Origin of the sequence: Endozoicomonas euniceicola, from assembly GCF_025562755.1 — a bacterium.
In the GTDB taxonomy this organism is placed as follows: Bacteria; Pseudomonadota; Gammaproteobacteria; order Pseudomonadales; family Endozoicomonadaceae; genus Endozoicomonas_A; species Endozoicomonas_A euniceicola.
Window position 1 is genome coordinate 1784708 of the sequence record NZ_CP103300.1, and the last position, 15562, is coordinate 1800269.

Consider the following 15562-nt stretch of genomic DNA (forward strand, 5'->3'; position numbering starts at 1 on the left):
GCTCTCCAGAGTGGGACACTTATCACCGAGTTATTCTTATATGACTAATCCTGACCCTGCGCTTTCCGAAAGATATCGGTTTATAGATTTTTTGTTGCTCTTCAAGGGACGCCTGACCCGGGCGGAGTTAGTCAAGCGCTTTGCCATTGGAGAAGCGACTGCCAGTAGAACAATAGCCTCTTATATAGACTCACATCCAGATTTGATAGAGCTTCAGAGTAATAAAAAAGGCTATTACGCAAAAAATGGCTTCACCCCCGAATACAGTCATAGTGCCCTGGCCGGCTTGAAATACATTGCTTCCGGCGAGCTGACAAAAAAAATTGATGTTGACTGCTATGGCATCAAGGCACACCATCTGCATCGAGTGCTTGACGCCAAAATTGTCGCAGCCATAACCCGGGCAATCGTAAATCGGTATATTGCTGCAATTGAATATCTTTCCACTACCTCAGGCAGAAAAACTCGAAGCGTCACCCCGCATGCAATTTTTGAATCATCTGGTTCGTGGTATTTCAGAGCGTACGATAGCTTCAGTCGAGAGTTCAGAACATTCAAATTCAGTCGACTGGTGTCAGTCATTGATTTAAGCGCAGCTGAAAACCCTAAGCATTCAAAGAGCAAAGACGCGGCATGGCACCAAATGAGGCTGGTGCGACTGATACCCCATCCTAAAAATCCAAACCCTGATACTCAGGCTTTTGACCCGGGAGAAAAAAATGCAGAAGTGAAAGAGCTTATGGTATCCGAAGCCTGCTTAGGTTTTGTTTTAACCGATCTCAGAGTGGACTGTTCGAAATATCACAGGCTCTCATTCTATGAATATCCTCTGGCCCTCCAGAACAGGGATGAACTTGAAGACATCAAATCTATGGAGCTTTCCCCTGGCTTCTGAGACCGGCTCAGCCTGTCCCCACCCATTTGCAGCGTGAGGAAAGCGGATCTTGCAAGGCTGGTGATCATATCGACGGCAAGCCTTATATCCCCGCCCGCATTGGGCGAGGGTTTACGACGATTTTGCTAAAAGCGTTCTGGAAGAAGCATCCATAACCTCTTCCAGAAGATCAGAAGCATCCCGCCCATAAACAGTCTCAGCCAACGAAAAAATCGGGGGGTGTTCGTGGATGTTCAGGGCATAAACAGCAGCGTTCTTCGCATCACCCAGCACCTGAGGCGAATGAGTGGTAATTACAAACTGGCAATTCGGAAACGTCTTTTCCAGGCCTGGCACAATGTTTCTTTGCCACCGGGGGTGCAGGTGCAACTCAATCTCATCAATCAGTATGATCCCTTCACCTTTTAAAGGTTTTTGCCCTGCCGGGTTTGCAAGAGCCAGCCGCCGTGCAAGGTCACCGACCAAAGCCAGCAGGCATTTTTCACCATCAGAGAGCTGATTAATAACAATGGTTTTGCCTGCCTTCTCTGCTAGCAACCGTGGTTTGTGCTCTTCACGGTCAATTCTCAGTCCTGAGAGTTCTGGCAGAAACGCAGTAATAGCAGCACGGACCGACATCAGCTGATGATCCTGATAGTCAAAGTCTTTGAGTTTCAGGCGTTGCTCATTCTCCAGATCTTCCCGATTACGAAACCATTCAAAGAAGTTGTTAAAGCTGGAGGCTTTGGTAAACGCATTGGAAAATGCGTCGAGCTGATTATAACGCTTACTCTTTGGCTCCAGCTTCGCTTCTGTCACCGAACGATTGACCGGGTAATAGGCGACCAGCGGTAAAGCCGTGTCGCGATTTTCTGTCAGCCGCTGTCGAAAATGCAATGCCAGAGCCGACATATCATCCATAACGCTTTTTTCAGAACCTGTACGCCCCAGCCGTTTTTTAACCCGCGACCAGAGTACATCCTGTCCGTCATGAGTAAGACATAACCCGATGAAAGCAGAGCTTTCATCATTAAAGATATCCGTGTCATCCATTTTATTTCCGGACGACTTCTCACTGCGAATACGGGCCGGCAACCAGGACAGCATCATCCCTATGGCTTGCAGCAGACTGGTTTTGCCTGCGCCATTACCGCCAATAAAAATCAGTGTCTGGGCATCGGGCAGCGACAGCTCCAGGGTTTTGAATCCCCGAAAATTCTGTAATTCAACAGACTTAAGTTTCATAGTGCCCGATTCTCCTTAGTAGCGTGCCGGGAGTATCACCACTCCCAAACACATTATCCTTGCTTATCGAACCCACGTAAAACCCTGTATTAGTAAGGGCTTTAAGCTTAAATCAGGTAAAATCATGTTCAAAACCAGAGAACTGGCGGCTGAAGACGGACTGACGAACGACGGTTATCGTATTACCCCTGAACTGCAACAGCCATAGGGGCTGTCCGTTTATCATATCCACCTGCATCTTCTGTCGCCCTCTCCACTCAACCCTCATGCGACTACATCGTAATAAACACTGCCATCACTTTTGACACGCCAGCCAATGATGGCGTTGTTATGATAGATCAGCGAACCCATGCCCCGGGCAGCAATTAACTCGGCAGCCATGGGCTGCTGATAACCCGTGGAATCCGTCGCCCTGCTCAACAGCAGACGCTCTTTGCCATCCCACTGCCAGGGGAGGGTAAACCGGACTTGAGCCTTGTCCAGAACCGGGGGGTGCAGAATGGCAGGTTGCCAGCGGCCTCCCCCGTCAGTACTGATGTCAACATTGCTCACAGAACCTCTGCCACTCCATGCCAGCCCCCTGATCTCATGCCAGCCAGGCTCAAGCTGTTGTGGAAATGTAGGTGAAGTGATCACTGACCGGGCATCCATCACAAAGCTGAACTGCCTGACAGTGCCATCCGGCATCGGGTCAGTGTATTTGGCTGTCTCTTCCCGGCTCATCCAGGGCTGGTCCCCCACTTCAAGACGCCTGAGCCACTTTACACAGCTATTGCCCTCAAATCCCGGTAGCAGCAGCCGGACAGGATAACCCTGTTGCGGCCTGATCGCTTCACCATTCTGGGCATAGGCAACAATGGCGTCATCCATTGCCTTTTCTACTGGAATACTCCGGGTCATCAGAGCTGCGTCGCCTCCTTCGGCAAGAATCCAGCGAGCGTTTTTACGTAATCCAGCTTCCCGCAACAGGGTTGAGAGCAGCACGCCTGTCCATTCGCTTTGGCTGGACAGGCCAGCCAGCTGTTGGGCTGTCGTTTCAGGAGGTTTCTTGAAAGTAACTTTTCTACAAACCGCTTCAAAATTAGCAATTAAGACACCGCTTTTCCCTATTGTTGCCTCCAATTGTTATACCTTTGGCGGATCATGATTGCGCATTTCACAAAGCCGCTCCTCACTCATTAACCAGGGCAGATAAGGAGTGAGATCATTAGGTGGCTTCCTGCCATTTATGGCACAAGCCTCAAGATAGGCACCCAGCCAGATTTTTGGATTAATATCCCAAAGCTTTAGCGTCATAAAAACGCTGAATAGAAAAGCGGCTATATCAGCACTCCATACGCTGCCAGAGCCGTAGTAATTCTTCCTGCCAACGACACCTGTGCGCAGTGCTTGCTCTGCAGCGTTGTTATCCATGGGGATACCGGGATCAGTGACAAAGCGGGTCAATCCTTCCCAGTGATTCTGTAGACTTTCGAGCACTTTTTTCGCTCTGACTCGCAGTTTAGGACGATTAAGTTCCTGATCCCTCTGGATTGCCATCTGCTCTACCTGATGTTCAAGCCGTAACTGCTGTGTTGCTAGCTGCTCTGGTTCATCAAGCACTTCAAGTCGCTGACTATTAAGATGATATAAACGACCAATCCTGTTCACCCAGGTGGCGCTCCATTTCTCCAACTCCGGATCACCTCGTTGAGCGTCAATAAAATCCCACCTGACGTGAGCCCAGCAGAAAGCTAAATTAATAGACACCGCATCATTCGCAAGCTTTTTGTACGCTGAGTATCGGTCACACACCAGCGTTCCAGCCCCGTCACCAATGATCGACTCTGGTACGACAGCCGCACGGGTGTCAGCAATGCTGAAATAAACCGCCTGATCACAGAGAAATACCCAAAGCCAATGTTTGTGAGAACCTGTGGTCTCATGTGCCCAGCTGATCCACCGGGTTTCATCAGCATGCCACTGATCGCTACTGGCGACGAATTCCCGAGTAGCTTCGGCAACCGGCTCAAAAAAGGGCGTTATAGCTTCCAGGCCAAAGGAGATGGTCGCCTGCGACAGTTCCAGTCCCTGAGTCTTATAAGACTCAAGTTGCCTGTTTATGGGGATGCCGTATGCGTACTTATTCAGCAACAGCTCCACCCAGACAGAAATACCAAGCTTTCCTTTGTTGATGAGTCTTGGTGGAGGTGGTGGAGTAGTAATATTGGGCGTTTCAGGGCACTGGCAAGTTTTTTGGTAATGCCTTCGGTGATAACGACGAACGTGAGCCTTAACTTCAACTTCAATTACGTCGCAGCTGTCGTCATTGAAAAAAGACTTGAATGGCCGGTGACAGACTGTACAACACTGTTTGTCCACTGGTAAGTCTACAGACTCATGAACCACTGGCAGGTTGTTGTGAAGATGGCGACCAGAGCCGGGGACTCCGGGCTGGTGACCTCGTTTTCGATTTGAAGGTGGCCGGGTAGTATTGCCACTTTTCTTTGAAGAAGAACTGGTCTTCTCTGATTTACGACCGAAAAGCAAGTGCTTCATGTGTGCCAGTTCTGATTTCAGATCAGCGACCTGGGTGTTCAACCCAGCCATTTCGGCTTTATGCTGAGCGATAAGAGAGGCATTTTTAGCCAATACTTTTTTCTCTCGGCCACAGGCCGCCTTCCACATGGCATGCCAGAGGTTGGCCTGCTGTTTTAGCTGGATGTGTTCCTGCTTGGTGAGGATGACCTGCGAGGTAGCAAAGGGGGCAGGCAGTAATGCAGGTGTTGTGCCTGATCCTGAAACATGAGCATTTTGCATACTCTAAAAGTAGACGACTTTGAGCTTATGTTTAGTGGTTTGTAGAAAAGTTACGAACCCATAGCCTTGGAGGTCGAGTCGCCAAGGGTAATTTCTCAAAAAGTGCTGGTTGTCAGGCGCCTGTTGACTATCCTTCCATGCCATGAATTTCTCCTCCTCGGTGACCAATGCCCAGCCTGGCTATCCAGGCCAAAAAGTCCTGGAGTATCTTGCTCAACTCCAGCAACGGAACGCCTGGCTTAAGCAGCCACTTGACTGGTCGCAAAAAGAACCAGAATCGTCACAGAAAGGGAACACTCCCTCGCCAAACAGCCCTGAGTTTATTGAAGAGAGATTTACCAGCATGACCAGACTCTTTTTTTTTCTGGCTTTCCTGTTGCTGTTGCCATTATGCCACGGACATGATCCCTTGTTCGAACCTTACCTGCCTGTCCCGCAGGCTCTGGGTATTGGTAATTTCGACAAACCTGAGGTCAGTTCCCTGGCTATTATGACCTGGATGATGGCGGGTCATAGGGGGTCTGCTTCCGGGCAGGTCGATTGGCCGTTTGCAGGCTATTTCGGGTTTGGAGATAGTCGCTTCACCGGTCAGAAGGCCCACCCTGAAATGGTGTCGGCCATGCCGACCCCTGAGGCCGGTTCGGTTGAAACCCTGCTCTGCCTTGAGCCTGCCACCCACACAATTAATCCACTGCCTTACAATTGTCGCTCCCTGCCAGCCGATGCCTGTGGCCTGGTTGTAAGCCATGACCCCGAAGTGGTTGACGGGGAGCCTGCTCCCCTGTTTTTCCCCGTTCCCTGTGACCTTCCTTTCACGAAGGCAGGCGCCAGCCTGTATCCATTGCCCTGTGACGATGAACTCTGTCTGGGCTGGGAGAGTCATTCGCAGAAAATCACCCTTGACTTCTCTCAGGCCAGAGTACCGGATAATTTCCTGAGGCTGGTTCGACGCGCCGGTGTGCTTCCCGGGTGGTTCTATCAAACCACTGATCAGCAGGGGCAGGTTATTTACTACTGGTATGATTCTCAGGGCAATCGCTACAGCATCAGCCAGCAAGAGTACCGGCTGATGCTGTCCGGGTTATTTGAAAGCCTGATGCACCGATTCTACCCTGAGTTTTTCGACCCCCCGCTTCCGGCGGGCGGTGGCTGGCATATATGGCTCTATACGAGAAAGAGCAAGCCAGCAGGACGACAAGGCAGTGGCCGTGGGAGAGCAGGAGGGAGAGGAAAGATACAACTGGCTGCCGGAGGAAGAGGGGGCAACCCAGACAGAAAAAGATCAGGCAGTAAACCAGGTCAAAGGCCTGTCGCTTATGTCAAGCCTCAACCAAGAGCGGGAGCCACCGGGACAAGGAAGATGCCAGAGAAGGCTCCGGACACCAGGGCAGCTGAAACAATAGCGAGCCTGGTGAAGGAGTTTAAAACAGGCGATCTGGAAGCGGCAGCAAAAAGGTTTAAGAAAAAATACAACGGTAAAGATCATAGCTACTTTTGCAACCAGATCAAGTTAGCCACCAGAAAACGAGGTTTTTCCCTGACACTGGAAGAGAAAAAACAATTACAACCTTTTGTCACTCATTTAACAGAGGTTATTTTATCCAGTCAGTTTAGTGGCAAGAGCGTCAGTACCTGTGTACACAGCTTGATGTCAAGCCAGTTGCTCTACCCATTCGTAAGCGATGGGGGTTTAGCAGGGGAGATTGACACCTTAACTAAAGCCTTGCTGATTCGAGTGGCTCAAGTCACGGACCTTGAGAGTCAAGGAGTCTCTAACCTGCTGTGGGCGCTGGGGAAACTGGTGGAAAAGGGACTCGAAGTGCAACAGACCCACAGTGCGGTGACGGCATTGTTGCCGCAGGTGGTGCAGGTGGCGGAGCAGTCAAAGAAAAAGCACGAAAAAAACAGCTCAGAGGTGCAGGTAACAGAGCAGGCCAGCAGGGCGCAGTTGCCGCAGGCGGCAGAGGAAACGAGCCCCCGGGACGGGTTCAGCTCTCAAGGGGTCTCCAACGTGCTGTGGGCGCTGGCGAAACTGGTGGAGAAGGGACTCGAAATGCAACAGGTCAACAGTGCGGTGACGGAACTGTTGCCGCTGGTGGTGCAGATGGCAGAAGGAACGAGCCCCGAGGCCGGGTTCAGCTCTCAAGGGGTCTCCAACGTGCTGTGGGCGCTGGGGAAACTGGTGGAGAGCGGACTCAGGATGCGACAGGCCAACAGTGCGGTGACGGCGCTGTTGCCACTGGTGGTGCAGGTGGTAGAGCAGAGCAGCAGGGAGGTAGTAGAGGAAACGAGCCCCGAGGCCGGGTTCAATTCTCAAGGGGTCACCAACCTGCTGTGGGCGCTGGCAAAACTGGTGGAGAACGGACTCGAAATGCAGCAGGCCCAAAGGGCGGTGATGGCACTGTTGCCGCAGGTGGTACAGATGTCAGAGGGAACGAGCCTCCGGGCCGGGTTTGTTCCACAACACGTTGCCAACCTGCTATGGGTGCTGGCGAAACTGGTGGAGAACGGACTCGAAATGCAGCGGGCCAACAGGGCGGTGACGGCGCTGTTGTCGTGGGTGGCACAGATAGCAGAGGGAACGAGCTCTCATGCCGGGTTCACTTCTCAAGGGTTCTCCAACCTGCTGTGGGCGCTGGCGAAACTGATGGAGAACGGGCTTGGAATGCAGCAGGCTCACAGGGTGGTGACGGCACTGTTGACGCAGGTGGTACAGATAGCAGATGGAAGGAACCACCGGGCCGGGTTTAATTCTCAGGAAGTCGCCAACCTGCTGTGGGCACTGGCGAAACTGATGGAGAACGGGCTCGGAATGCAGCAGGCTCACAGGGCGGTGACGGCACTGTTGCCGCAGGTGGTACAGGTGGCAGAAGGAGCGAGCCCCCAGGCCGAGTTTAATCCTCAGGAAGTCGCCAACCTGCTGTGGGCACTGGCGAAACTGATGGAGAACGGACTCGAAATGCCGCAGACCAACAGGGCGGTGACGGCACTGTTGACGCAGGTGGTACAGATGGCAGAGGGAACGAACTTTCATGCCGGGTTCACTTCTCAAGGGATCTCCAACCTGCTGTGGGCGCTGGCGAAACTGATGGAGAACGGGCTCGAAATGCAGCAGGCTCACAGGGCGGTGACGGGACTATTGCCGCAGGTGGTACAGATGGCAGAGGGAACGAGCCCTCGGGTCAGGTTCACTTCTCAGGGGGTCGCCAACCTGCTGTGGGCGCTGGCGAAACTGATGGAGAACGGGCTCGAAATGCAGCAGGCTCACAGGGCGGTGATGGCACTGTTGCCGCAGGTGGTGCAGGTGGCAGAAGGAGCGAGCCCCCAGGCTGAGTTCAGTTCTCAAGGGGTCGCCAACCTGCTGTGGGCGCTGGCAAAACTGGTGGAGAACGGACTCGAAATGCATCAGATTCACAGGGCGGTGACGGCATTGTTGTCGCAGGTGGTACAGATGGCAGAGGGAACGAGCCCCCAAGTCAAGTTTAACTCTCAGGATATAGCCAACATACTTTGGTCAATAGCTTTCCTGGGAGAATTTATTGAGCCTCAAACAATTGAGGGCGTATTAAATAGCTTCTCTTTTGATAAACAATATTCAGTATTATCACAAACTCAGCTGCTTTGGAGTTTTATGGTATTTATGGCCAGAAAGGTTTCAATTAATAACCAGTTAATATTGCTGGTGAAATCCTGGTATCAAACTTTGGCACAACAAAAAAATGATGAGCAATTGGAATCACTGTTAACAATAGCCGGGATATGGCTTGAGCAAGAACCATTTTTTAATCCGAAATACGAAACTCGTTCCTCCCAATTACAGAATGACTTTAAAACCAAATTGACTAATAAATTTCCCAATATAGAGTTCTCAGAGGAACAGTCTTTTGAAAATTTACCTCCGCTTGATTTTTTTATAGGTAATCCCTATCGATTAGGTATTGAAATTCAGGGGCCACATCATTATACGGACCAGGAGTCATTATCAAAAACAGGAAAGACGATCCTGAAAGTTGAGACATACAAAAAGGTAGACCTCGATGTCATAGAAGTGCCTTACAGGCATCTGGATAGAAATGATTTAAGTTGGGTTTGGGCTATTTTGTTGAAAAAACAGAGTGTGATTCAGCAACCTCGATCATCTCAGTAAATATTCGGTGAACCCATAGCCTTGGAGGTCGAGTTGCCAAGGGTAATTTCTCAAAAAGTGCTGGTTGTCAGGCGCCTGTTGACTATCCTTCCATGCCATGAATTTCCCCTCCCCGGTGACCAATGCCCAGCATGGCTATCCAGGCCAAAAAGTTCTGGAGTATCTTGCTCAACTCCAGCAACAGAACGCCTGGCTTAAGCAGCCACTTGACTGGTCGCAAAAAGAACCAGAATCGTCACAGAAAGGGAACACTCCCTCGGCAAACAGCCCTGAGTTTATTGAAGAGAGATTTACCAGCATGACCAGACTCTTTTTTTTTCTGGCTTTCCTGTTGCTGTTGCCATTATGCCACGGACATGATCCCTTGTTTGAACCTTACCTGCCTGTCTCGCAGGCTCTGGGTATTGGTAATTTCGACAAGCCTGAGGTCAGTTCCCTGGCTATTGTGACCTGGATGATGGCGGGTCATAGCGGGTCTGCTTCCGGGCAGGTCGATTGGCCGTTTGCGGGCTATTTCGGGTTTGGAGATAGCCACCTCACCGGTCAGAAGGCCCACCCTGAAATGGTGTCGGCCATGCCGACCCCTGAGGCCGGTTCGGCTGAAACCCTGCTCTGCCTTGAGCCTGCCACCCACACAATCAATCCACTGCCTTACAATTGTCGCTCCCTGCCAGCCGATGCCTGTGGCCTGGTTGTAAGCCATGACCCCGAAGTGGTTGACGGGGAGCCTGCTCCCCTGTTTTTCCCCGTTCCCTGTGACCTTCCTTTCACGAAGGCAGGCGCCAGCCTGTATCCATTGCCCTGTGACGATGAACTCTGTCTGGGCTGGGAGAGTCATTCGCAGAAAATCACCCTTGACTTCTCTCAGGCCAGAGTACCGGATAACTTCCTGAGGCTGGTTCAACGCGCCGGTGTGCTTCCCGGGTGGTTCTATCAAACCACTGATCAGCAGGGGCAGGTTATTTACTACTGGTATGATTCTCAGGGCAATCGCTACAGCATCAGCCAGCAAGAGTACTGGCTGATGCTGTCCGGGTTATTTGAAAGCCTGATGCACCGATTCTACCCGGAGGTTTTCGACCCCCCGCTTCCGGCGGGCGGTGGCTGGCATATATGGCTCTATACGAGAAAGAGCAAGCCAGCAGGACGACAAGGCAGTGGCCGTGGGAGAGCAGGCGGGGGAGGAAAGATAAAACAGGCTACCGGAGGAAGAGGGGGCAACCCAGACAGAAAAAGACCAGGCAGTAAACCAGGTCAAAGGCCTGTCGCTTATGTCAAGCCTCAACCAAGAGCGGGAGCCACCGGGACAAGGAAGATGCCAGAGAAGGCTCCGGACACCAGGGCAGCTGAAACAATAGCGAGCCTGGTGAAGGAGTTTAAAACAGGCGATCTGGAAGCGGCAAAAAGATTTAAGAAAAGATACAACGGTAAAGATCATGGATACTTTTGCCACCGGATCAAGTTAGCCACTAAGGAACGAGGGTTTCCCCTGACATTGGAAGAGAAAAAACAATTACAACCTTTTGTCACTCATTTAGCAGAGGTTATTTCTTCCAGTCGGTTTAGTGGCAAGAGCGTCAGCATCTGTGTACACAGCTTGACGTCAAGCCAGTTGCTCTACCCATTCGTAAGCGATAGGGGTTTAGCAGGGGAGATTAACGCCTTAACTAAAGCTTTGCTGATTCGAGTGGCTCAAGTCACGAACTTTAAGAGTCAAGGGCTCTCCAGTCTGGTGTGGGCGCTGGCGAAACTGGTGGAGAAGGGGCTCGAAATACAACAGACCCGCAGTGCGGTGACGGCGCTGTTGCCGCAGGTGGTGCAGATGGCGGAGCAGTCAAAGAAAAAGCACGAAAAAAACAGCTCAGAGGTGCAGGTAACAGAGCAGGCCAGCAGGGCGCAGTTGCCGCAGGCGGCAGAGGAAACGAGTCCCCGGGACGGGTTCAGCTCTCAAGGGGTCTCCAACGTGCTGTGGGCGCTGGGGAAACTAGTGGAGAAGGGACTCGAAATGCAACAGGCCAACAGTGCGGTGACGGAGCTGTTGCCGCTGTTGGTGCAGATGGCAGAAGGAGCGAGCCCCCAGGCCGGGTTTAATCCTCAGGAAGTCGCCAACCTGCTGTGGGCGCTGGCGAAACTGGTGGAGAACGGACTCAGGATGCAACAGGCCAACAGTGCGGTGACGGCGCTGTTGCCGCAGGTGGTGCAGGTGGCAGAGGGAGCGAGTTGCCAAGATGGGTTTATTCCACAACACGTTGCCAGCCTGCTGTGGGCGCTGACGAAACTCATGGAGAACGGACTCGAAATACAGCAGGCTCACAGGGCGGTGACGGCACTGTTGTTGCGGGTGGCACAGATAGCAGAGGAAACGAGTCCCCGGGACGGGTTCAGCTCTCAAGGGGTCTCCAACGTGCTGTGGGCGCTGGGGAAACTGGTGGAGAACGGACTCAGGATGCGACAAGCCAACAGTGCGGTGACGGCGCTGTTGCCACTTGTGGTACAGGTGGTAGAGCAGAGCAGCAGGGAGGTAGTAGAGGAAACGAGCCCCGAGGCCGGGTTCAATTCTCAAGGGGTCTCCAACCTGATGTGGGCGCTGGCGAAACTGGTGGAGAACGGACTCGAAATGCAACAGGCTCACAAGGCGATGAAGGCACTGTTGTCGCGGGTGGCACAGATAGCAGAGGGAACGAGCTCTCATGCCGGGTTCACTTCTCAAGGGATCTCCAACCTGCTGTGGGCGCTGGCGAAACTGATGGAGAACGGGCTCGGAATGCAGCAGGCCCACAGGGCGGTGACGGCACTGTTGACGCAGGTGGTACAGATAGCAGAGGGAAAAAGCCTCCGGGCCGGGTTTAATCCTCAGGAAGTCGCCAACCTGCTGTGGGCGCTGGCGAAACTGATGGAGAACGGGCTCGAAATGCAGCAGGCTCACAGGGCGGTGACGGCACTGTTGCCGCAGGTGGTACAGGTGGCAGAAGGAGCGAGCCCCCAGGCCGAGTTTAATCCACAGGACGTCGCCAACCTGCTGTGGGCACTGGCGAAACTGATGGAGGATGGACTCAAAATGCAGCAGGCTCACAGGGCGGTGGCGGCACTGTTGCCGCAGATGGTACAGATGGCAGAGGGAACGAGCTCTCAGACCGGGTTCACTTCTCAAGGGGTCTCCAACCTGCTGTGGGCGCTGGCGAAACTGGTGGAGAATGGACTCGAAATGCAGCAGATTCACAGGGTGGTGACGGCATTGTTGCCGCAGGTGGTACAGATGGCAGAGGGAGCGAGCCCTCAGGCCGGGTTTAATCCTCAGGAAGTCGCTAACCTGCTGTGGTCAATAGCTTTTTTGGGAGAATTTATTGAGCCTCAAACAATTGAGGGCGTATTAAATAGCTTCTCTTTTGATAAACAATATTCAGTATTATCACAAACTCAGCTGCTTTGGAGTTTTATGGTATTTATGGCCAGAAAGGTTTCAATTAATAACCAGTTAATATTGCTGGTGAAATCCTGGTATCAAACTTTGGCACAACAAAAAAATGATGAGCAATTGGAATCACTGTTAACAATAGCTGGGATATGGCTTGAGCAAGAACCATTTTTTAATCCAAAATACGAAACTCGTTCCTCCCAATTACAGAATGACTTTAAAACCAAATTGACTAATAAATTTCCCAATATAGAGTTCTCAGAGGAACAGGCTTTTGAAAATTTACCTCCGCTTGATTTTTTTATAGGTAATCCCTATCGATTAGGTATTGAAATTCAGGGGCCACATCATTTTACGGACCAGGAGTCATTATCAAAAACAGGAAAGACGATCCTGAAGGTTGAGACATACAAAAAGGTAGGCCTCGATGTCATAGAAGTGCCTTACAGGCATCTGAATAGAGATAATTTAAGTTGGGTTTGGGCTATTCTGTTGAAAAAACAGAGTGTTATTCAGCAACCTCGATCATCTCAGTAAATATTCGGTGAAACCATAGCCTTGGAGGAATTGTTTTTCCTGACAGACTATATTTCACTCATGCTTTTTTCAGATGTCTCCACCAGTGCTACGGTTGTGCCTGACCCGGTCAAAGTCCCCTTCGCTGTAATTACTCAATAACCCCTACATTGACCACATGGAAGCCAGCAAGAAGCGTATTCAATAACATCCGCCAGTCTCGGAAACGAACCGGTGCCGTTTAACCTGTCTGTCGGATAATCCCAAAATGAAAGACCATGCTGGCGACACGTTTTCTTCAGGCTGGCAAAGGTGTCGCGACATTGCCACCCGGCATCATTTCGCGTCCCGCCACTGATCTTACGCCGCTTCACATGTTCCCTGATCTGGCTTTTACTGAGATTAACGTAGACCAAAAGTCAGAATTTACCTGCTGTAATACCCGGGGGAACCTCACCAGACAACCGGAGCTGAATACTTCAGGTGTACTTTTATTCTATGAATTCCGGCGATTACCTTAAATTACTGTGTGGGGTGGTTATGGCTAGAATTGCCAAACTTCCTGTAAACCAGTGGTTTATTCCGTCAAAGAACAGAAAAAGACAGTTATGCAATGACTCTTGCCACCGTGAATCCTGATCGTCAATGCTTGTGCCGTTAGCAAAATCGTCGTAAACCCTCGCCCAATGCGGGCGGGGATATAAGACGGGAAGGCGCAGAGCCTTCCGCCATCAATCTGGTGTACTCTGGCTATTAACGTAGTCCTTCAGAGTCTCGATAGTTGCACCGCCAGCACTGCAAGCAAAGTAAGACCTTGACCACATTAAGCCTGCTTTGCTCTGAGCAGTAAGGTGGGTATTCAGCATTCGCAACCGTCTTGATGATGTTGATTTGAGATTATTTACCATGACACTGATAGCCAGTTTTGGTGGGTAGGCCACCAACAGGTGTACGTGATCTTTTTCGCCATCCATTTCAAGTAACTGGCATTCCAGTTTTTCACATGCACTCTCGAACGACTCCCGTAACTGCTTGATCATATAGCCATCAAAAAGCTTTCGCCTGTACTTTGTCGTGAACACCAAATGAACAACCAGCTTGGTAACGCTATGTCGTTTGCGAAGATACCCTTTAAGGGGCGCAGCATTCAATGTCTTACCGGGCTTTTGGCGGTTGGCTATTAGCTGCTCAGACAGCCAACCACCAAAAGCTAATAGCCAACAGCGGTATATTCTAACCTTCCGTTCCCCTAAGCAAATCTTTATTGTGTGCGCTCACTTGAAAACCTCTTTCAAATACCTATAATATAAACTTTATATTAATGAGCACTGAAATAACGTTCCATGCTGAGAGCCACCAAAGTACGAATCTATCCAACATCAGAGCAGGCGGAATTTCTCGACCGTCAGTTTGATGCTGTGCGGTTCGTATGGAACAAGGCCCTGGCTATTAAGGTTCATTATTACAAGGCTCGTGGGCAGAGCCTTTCTCCCAAAAAACACCTGAAGCCCTTGCTGGCAAAAGCCAAGAAAAGCCGAAAGTACTCATGGCTGAAAAACGCTGACTCTATTGCACTGCAACAGGCCACTATCAATCTGGATACGGCCTTTCAAAACTTTTTCAATCCCAAATTGCAGGCAAGATTTCCTCGCTTCAAGAAAAAGCATGGCAAGCAAAGTAGCTACCATTGTACGTCTGTCTCTGTGGGCGATAACTGGATAAAAATCCCCAAGTGCAAGCCCATAAGGGCTAAAGTGCATCGTGAAATAGTGGGTAAGGTGAAGTCTATCACCCTGAGCAGAACGCTAACCGGCAAGTATTTTGCCTCCATATTGGCTGATGATACCCAGGAACAACCAAAACAGATTGATAATCTTGAAGCTAATCAGGTTGTCGGTGTTGATATGGGGATTACTGATCTGGCTATCACCAGTACCGGCCATAAGACTGGCAATCCTCGCTTTCTGAAAAAAGCACAACGTAACCTGAAAAGAAAACAACAGGCTCTATCTCGCTGCAAGAAAGGCTCAAAAGGTAGGCACAAAGCCCGTTTATTGGTGGCAAAGGCGCATGAGCGTGTAGCCTTTGCCCGTAATGATTTTCAGCATAAGCTATCAAAACAACTCATCGACGAAAACCAAGCGGTGATTGTGGAGACACTGAAAGTTAAAAACATGCTCAAGAACAAGCGTCTTGCTCGTTCTATTGCTGATGCTGGCTGGCACTCACTGATAACCAAACTCGAATACAAGGCAAAGCAGGAAGGTAAACATCTGGTGAAGATAGACCAGTGGTTTGCATCCTCTAAAATTTGCTCATTCTGCGATTTGAAACAGGAAAAAATGCCATTGAGAATCCGATCATGGGAGTGTAGCTGTGGTGCTATCCATGACCGGGATATTAATGCAGCTCGCAATATCAAGAAGCAAGGCATATTGAAATTAAAGGCGGAAGGACTGTCCGTTTCTGCTGATGGAGGCTTGCGTAAATCCGGCAGACTGTCGGTTGCTGCCTAAGAAATCAGAAGCCTCACCCGATAGGGTGGGGGAGCAGTCACACAGGTACT

Annotated in this window: 9 protein-coding genes; 5 read left to right on the plus strand and 4 right to left on the minus strand. The window is 50.8% G+C overall.

Annotated features, from left to right (window positions below; all coding sequences use genetic code 11):
- Positions 1 to 40: 40 nt before the first annotated feature.
- Positions 41 to 895, plus strand: coding sequence for a helix-turn-helix transcriptional regulator (locus tag NX720_RS06945; RefSeq protein ID WP_262600289.1), 855 nt, complete (start codon positions 41 to 43; stop codon positions 893 to 895).
- 111 nt (positions 896 to 1006) lie between these two features.
- Here NX720_RS06945 and NX720_RS06950 read toward each other — a convergent pair whose 3' ends face one another.
- From NX720_RS06950 to tnpC, 3 genes are all read right to left on the minus strand, one after another.
- The gene (locus tag NX720_RS06950) at positions 1007 to 2119 is read right to left on the minus strand and encodes an AAA family ATPase (RefSeq protein WP_262600290.1); all 1113 of its coding nucleotides are present in this window, start codon (positions 2117 to 2119) and stop codon (positions 1007 to 1009) included.
- Between the two features lie 264 nt (positions 2120 to 2383).
- Entirely contained in the window at positions 2384 to 3241 is an 858-nt protein-coding gene (locus tag NX720_RS06955; RefSeq protein WP_262600291.1) for a molybdopterin-dependent oxidoreductase, read from the minus strand.
- A gap of 3 nt (positions 3242 to 3244) precedes the next feature.
- Positions 3245 to 4918, minus strand: a complete 1674-nt coding sequence (tnpC, locus tag NX720_RS06960; protein WP_262600294.1) for an IS66 family transposase — start codon at positions 4916 to 4918, stop codon at positions 3245 to 3247.
- Positions 4919 to 5060: 142 nt separating this feature from the next.
- On the opposite strand from tnpC, the gene NX720_RS06965 reads away from it, so the two are divergent.
- From NX720_RS06965 to NX720_RS06975, 3 genes are all read left to right on the plus strand, one after another.
- The gene (locus NX720_RS06965; protein ID WP_262600295.1) at positions 5061 to 9065 is read left to right on the plus strand and encodes a DUF1601 domain-containing protein; all 4005 of its coding nucleotides are present in this window, start codon (positions 5061 to 5063) and stop codon (positions 9063 to 9065) included.
- 97 nt (positions 9066 to 9162) lie between these two features.
- Positions 9163 to 13017 (plus strand): DUF1601 domain-containing protein, encoded by a 3855-nt coding sequence (locus NX720_RS06970; RefSeq protein WP_262600296.1) that lies wholly within the window; start codon positions 9163 to 9165, stop codon positions 13015 to 13017.
- Between the two features lie 257 nt (positions 13018 to 13274).
- Positions 13275 to 13517 carry a hypothetical protein gene (locus NX720_RS06975; protein ID WP_262600297.1) on the plus strand — a complete coding sequence of 81 codons (243 nt, stop codon included), beginning with the start codon at positions 13275 to 13277 and terminating at the stop codon, positions 13515 to 13517.
- Positions 13518 to 13727: 210 nt separating this feature from the next.
- Here the strand turns inward: NX720_RS06975 and tnpA are convergent, their stop codons facing one another.
- Positions 13728 to 14147: an IS200/IS605 family transposase gene (tnpA, locus tag NX720_RS06980; protein ID WP_262600299.1), complete on the minus strand. Its 420-nt coding sequence runs from the start codon at positions 14145 to 14147 to the stop codon at positions 13728 to 13730.
- Between the two features lie 192 nt (positions 14148 to 14339).
- On the opposite strand from tnpA, the gene NX720_RS06985 reads away from it, so the two are divergent.
- A complete protein-coding gene (locus NX720_RS06985; protein WP_262600301.1) occupies positions 14340 to 15512 on the plus strand; it encodes an RNA-guided endonuclease InsQ/TnpB family protein in 1173 nt (390 codons plus the stop codon).
- Positions 15513 to 15562: the final 50 nt, after the last annotated feature.

Excerpts from the sequence above, each read along its gene's own strand:
- NX720_RS06945 (WP_262600289.1), top strand. The coding sequence starts at position 41 with ATGACTAATCCTGACCCTGCGCTTTCCGAAAGATATCGGTTTATAGAT.
- NX720_RS06950 (WP_262600290.1), bottom strand. The coding sequence starts at position 2,119 with ATGAAACTTAAGTCTGTTGAATTACAGAATTTTCGGGGATTCAAAACC.
- tnpC (WP_262600294.1), bottom strand. The coding sequence starts at position 4,918 with ATGCAAAATGCTCATGTTTCAGGATCAGGCACAACACCTGCATTACTG.
- NX720_RS06965 (WP_262600295.1), top strand. The coding sequence starts at position 5,061 with ATGAATTTCTCCTCCTCGGTGACCAATGCCCAGCCTGGCTATCCAGGC.
- NX720_RS06970 (WP_262600296.1), top strand. The coding sequence starts at position 9,163 with ATGAATTTCCCCTCCCCGGTGACCAATGCCCAGCATGGCTATCCAGGC.
- NX720_RS06975 (WP_262600297.1), top strand. The coding sequence starts at position 13,275 with ATGCTGGCGACACGTTTTCTTCAGGCTGGCAAAGGTGTCGCGACATTG.
- NX720_RS06985 (WP_262600301.1), top strand. The coding sequence starts at position 14,340 with ATGCTGAGAGCCACCAAAGTACGAATCTATCCAACATCAGAGCAGGCG.